Annotated in this window: 4 protein-coding genes and 14 tRNA genes; 17 read left to right on the top strand and 1 reads right to left on the bottom strand. The window is 59.3% G+C overall.

The genetic code is table 11. The features are described 5' to 3' along the window. Positions 1-38 precede the first annotated feature (38 nt). From AC1D0Z_RS17540 to gph, 17 genes are all read left to right on the top strand, one after another. A tRNA-Arg gene (locus AC1D0Z_RS17540) sits at positions 39-117 on the top strand. Positions 118-138: 21 nt separating this feature from the next. Continuing rightward, positions 139-218: transfer RNA gene (locus tag AC1D0Z_RS17535), tRNA-Arg, on the top strand. Positions 219-245: 27 nt separating this feature from the next. Then, positions 246-321, top strand: a tRNA-Pro gene (locus AC1D0Z_RS17530). A 26-nt stretch (positions 322-347) separates the two neighbouring features. Then, positions 348-423, top strand: a tRNA-Asp gene (locus tag AC1D0Z_RS17525). A gap of 88 nt (positions 424-511) precedes the next feature. After that, a tRNA-Leu gene (locus tag AC1D0Z_RS17520) sits at positions 512-589 on the top strand. Between the two features lie 12 nt (positions 590-601). Beyond that, a tRNA-Leu gene (locus tag AC1D0Z_RS17515) sits at positions 602-686 on the top strand. A 77-nt stretch (positions 687-763) separates the two neighbouring features. Beyond that, a tRNA-Trp gene (locus tag AC1D0Z_RS17510) sits at positions 764-840 on the top strand. Positions 841-849: 9 nt separating this feature from the next. After that, positions 850-935: transfer RNA gene (locus AC1D0Z_RS17505), tRNA-Cys, on the top strand. 14 nt (positions 936-949) lie between these two features. Then, a tRNA-Arg gene (locus tag AC1D0Z_RS17500) sits at positions 950-1028 on the top strand. Between the two features lie 35 nt (positions 1029-1063). Continuing rightward, positions 1064-1261, top strand: a complete 198-nt coding sequence (locus AC1D0Z_RS17495) for a hypothetical protein (protein ID WP_477659484.1) — start codon at positions 1064-1066, stop codon at positions 1259-1261. A gap of 27 nt (positions 1262-1288) precedes the next feature. Continuing rightward, positions 1289-1364: transfer RNA gene (locus tag AC1D0Z_RS17490), tRNA-Asn, on the top strand. A 13-nt stretch (positions 1365-1377) separates the two neighbouring features. Beyond that, a tRNA-Ile gene (locus AC1D0Z_RS17485) sits at positions 1378-1452 on the top strand. A 17-nt stretch (positions 1453-1469) separates the two neighbouring features. After that, positions 1470-1545, top strand: a tRNA-His gene (locus AC1D0Z_RS17480). 6 nt (positions 1546-1551) lie between these two features. Continuing rightward, a tRNA-Lys gene (locus AC1D0Z_RS17475) sits at positions 1552-1626 on the top strand. Positions 1627-1636: 10 nt separating this feature from the next. Continuing rightward, positions 1637-1712: transfer RNA gene (locus AC1D0Z_RS17470), tRNA-Val, on the top strand. Between the two features lie 32 nt (positions 1713-1744). Continuing rightward, positions 1745-2305 carry an HNH endonuclease gene (locus tag AC1D0Z_RS17465; RefSeq protein ID WP_477659483.1) on the top strand — a complete coding sequence of 187 codons (561 nt, stop codon included), beginning with the start codon at positions 1745-1747 and terminating at the stop codon, positions 2303-2305. A gap of 289 nt (positions 2306-2594) precedes the next feature. Beyond that, entirely contained in the window at positions 2595-3317 is a 723-nt protein-coding gene (gene gph / locus AC1D0Z_RS17460; protein WP_477659482.1) for a phosphoglycolate phosphatase, read from the top strand. Positions 3318-3361: 44 nt separating this feature from the next. On the opposite strand, the gene AC1D0Z_RS17455 is transcribed toward gph, so the two are convergent. Next, a partial coding sequence (locus AC1D0Z_RS17455) for a chalcone isomerase family protein (RefSeq protein WP_477659481.1) occupies positions 3362-3810 on the bottom strand: 449 nt, incomplete at its 5' end.

Here is a 3810-nt window from a genome sequence, read left to right as displayed (position 1 = left end):
GTCCCAACTGCAACCACCATCGCATCACCAGGTTATTTGCGCGCATAGCTCAGCTGGGCCCAGAGCGCGGCCCTCCGAAGGTCGAGGCCGGCAGTTCGAGTCAGCCTGCGTGCACCAGCAATAACCAAATAGATTTTTCTCGCGTTAGCTCAGTCCGGAATCAGAGCATCTGCCTACGAAGCAGAGGGTCGGAAGTTCAAATCTTTCACGCGAGGCCATTCAGTTTTCATTCAGTCCGATTCAACCCGTGTGTGGCGCAGTTGGTAGCGCACGTGTCTTGGGCGCATGAGGTCGCAGGTTCGAGACCTGCTACACGGACCATTCCCGTTCCGGTCTTCTTCGTTTTTGGTCTGTTAGCTCAGCTGGTAGAGCACTTCCCTGTCCAGGATGTGGTCACGGGTTCGATTCCCGTACAGGCCGCCACAGTTATGTCGTGACACCTCGGTCGATAGCGCGATGAGTCGGCAACCCATGCGCCGGCTCGAACCCGGACCGGGACGCCAAAAGAAATGCTCAAGTGGCGGAATCGGAAGACGCACCTGTTTCAAAACCAGGTCTTTTGGGAGTTCGAGTCTCCCCTTGAGTACCAGAACAGTTTTTAGCCCCGGTGGTGGAATAGGAAGACACACTGGCCTTAGAAGCCAGCGCCTTCGGGCATGCCGGTTCGATGCCGGCCTGGGGCACCATTTTTTTTTCAGATTTTTCGAAGGGTCAAGGTGCCGGCATCAAAACCGTTCTCAGGCTTCGAACTCATGTTTTCCACGGGTGTGTAGCTCAACCAGGCAGAGCAGCGGCCTCCAAAGCCGAAGGTTAGAAGTTCGATTCTTCTCGCGCCCGCCAGCGATTTCCGGCGGTGTACCCCAGTGGTCGAAGGGAGCGGATTGCAAATCCGCCTGCGTCAGCACACGTCAGTTCGAATCTGACCACCGCCTCCATCTCATTGCTTTCAGCGCCTGTAGCTCAGCCAGGACAGAGCGCTGGGCTTCTACCCCAGTTTGCCGGCCGTTCGAATCGGCCCAGGCGCGCCACATTCCCTATTCAACCAACCTCAAGGAGATTTGCCATGACAGCCAGAAACACAGTGGCCTCCAGGAGGATGGCCAAACGAACAGCCACGCCCCGCACCCGCATTGTTCGTGCCCTGCTGCGCGGCATCATCGCCGCCGGCAGCGCGCGGCATCGCCACGCCCTGCCGAAGCGGGGGCAAGCACAAGATGACCGCGACCTGGATCAGCGCGTCCGCGAATGCGGCGAGTGGTGAGCGCGCCTGGTGTCCACTCCCCGATATTCCACGATAGCTCAGCTGGTGGAGCGCGCGATTGTTAATCGCGTCGTCCCCCGTTCGACCCCAGGTCGTGGAGCCAATTTTTTCTTCATAGCCGCATAGCTCAGTGGTAGAGCAGTGCCTTGATAAGGCACAGGTCGCTGGTTCGATGCCAGCTGCGGCTACCAATTTCTTCATTTTTCTGGTGCAAGTGGCGCAGTTGGCAGCGCAGCGGGATGTGACCCCGCGGGTCACCGGTTCGAGTCCGGTCTTGCACCCCACCTTACGCGGGTATAGCTCAGGGGCAGAGCAACCGGCTTTTAACCGGTAGGCCGGGATTTCGAAATTCTCTGCCCGCACCATTCTTCATCCAGCTCTTTAGCTAAAACGGTAGAGCAGCGTCCTTACAAGGCGATGGCCGGGAGTTCGATCCTCTCAAGAGCTACCAAATTCATTCTTTTCACCTTACAGGAGGCCACGATGCATCACGTTCTGCAGCTCGACATCCAGGGGACGCCCCAGGCCTGGATCACGGCTGAAGATGCGGCCTTGCACTATGCCACTGGCACTGTGGCTTGGGAGGAGGGCGACAGTCCCCTCGTCACCCTCCGCGGTGGGTGGAACGTGGCCCGTGGTCGGCAATCGCTGATGGTCATTCAGCCCATCATTGCCCTGCGCGGCTCGCCGCGGCGCAACCTGTTTGAAGTCACGCCGGCCGTGTCGAAGCCCAAGCTGTTGCGCCGGGACCGCTGCACCTGCGCCTACTGTGCTCAGGTTTTCCTCGAGAAAGATCTAGAGGCCGAGCACATCATCCCCGACAGCAAGGGCGGGTCCTACAGCTGGACCAACCTGGTCAGCGCCTGCCGCTCGTGCAATGCACGCAAAGGCGCCCGAACCCCCGAGCAGGCTGGAATGCCGCTGGTCTATCTGCCTTACGTTCCGTCGCTGTGGGAAGACTTTCTGCTGCGCGGCCGCAATGTACGGGCCGACGTCCATGAGTGGCTGGCCGCCCGGCTGCCCAAGGGATCCAGGCTGAATTGAATTCAGCAGCGAAGCGGCGCATTGTGAAAGTGGTGCGCCGTTTTTTTATTCCTGATCGTTCCCTGGTTCATCGGTATGCCTGTGCGCGGCCCGCTGCCGCCGCCATGTGGCGGGATCGGCCATGGGTCACGGCTAAAGGCGGAACAGGCTACCTGCCTTTAAGATCAACCCGTTGAGATGCTGGCAGTGACTGGTCTTGGGGGGAATTCCTTTGTCAGGAATGACCCACCCGGATCATCAGTTCGGGCCGCTATCTGTTTTGAGCACTACTGCCTTGTATTGACCTCTAATGATCTTTGACCACGACCGTTTTGACGCCGCCATCATCGACCTGGACGGCACCATGGTCGATACCCTGGGCGACTTTGTGGCTGCCCTCAATCTAATGCTGACCGAAATGCTGCCGGGCCACGCGACGGCGTTCGGGCTCGATGCCGTCGTCGTGGAGCGCATGGTTGGAAAAGGCTCGGAGCATCTCGTCAAGACCACGCTGGAATATGTCCAGGAAAAGATGGGCATTGCAACAGGCATTGCGCGGCCAGCTATCGATTTAATAGCGCATTACGATGCGGCCTATGCCGCTTACCAACGGCATTACACCCGCATCAATGGCCGGCACTCCGCGGTTTATCCGGGTGTTCTGGAGGGGTTGCGGGCATTGCATCAGGCGGGATTGCCGCTTGCCTGCCTGACCAACAAGCCCCTGGCGTTTGCCCGTGAGCTGCTCAAGCTCAAAGGACTCGACGGTTTTTTTGTACAGGTGTTTGGCGGGGATTCATTCGAGCGGAAAAAACCCGACCCGTTGCCATTGCTGAAAACCTGCGAAAGCCTGGGCGCTGCGCCCGCCCGTACGCTGATGATTGGCGACTCCAGCAACGACGCGCGGGCCGCCCGGGCCGCAGGGTGCCCGGTGCTGCTGGTGACGTATGGGTACAACCATGGCGAGCCGGTGCGCGCTGTGGACGCAGATGGCTTCATTGACTCGCTGGCGGAGCTGCGGTTTCGGAAATGACAACGGGGCTTGCGCCCCGTTGAGAGAGTGTGGCGTGCGCCGCTTCAGGCGGGTTTGCCCAGCATGGCGTCCTTCAGTTTCCAGTCGGCCGGTTGCGGGCCCAGCCAGATACGCAGAAGTGCGGTGAAGAACTCTGCTTCCTTGAATGGATCGCCTTGCGGTTTGCCTTTGACCGTGATGATGGTGCCGGTGCCGGGGATCCAGTCAATGGTGAAGTTGTCCCCGGCCACCAATTTCTTCTGGCTGGCGAATATCTGCCCCATCTTGATCAGTCCGGGAATCAGCTTGGACATTTCTCCTTTGGGCGTGTTTTCTTCGAAGGCTTTGGTGAAGCTCTTGCCGAGCTCGTTCGAATCAATTTCACGCAGCAGCGTGATGCTGACGCGTTTGGGGCCAGGGGCGGCGTAGACCTCTTCAGGCGTCACGGCCTTCTTGCCGAGGTAGAGGGCGCCGACGTAGACCTTGAAAACGGCTTTATAGCGAACGCCTGCGC

Source organism: Polaromonas sp. P1_E3 (assembly GCF_056405935.1).
The sequence above is the reverse complement of the archived record's forward strand: the minus strand, read 5'-3'. Positions and strand labels throughout refer to the sequence as shown.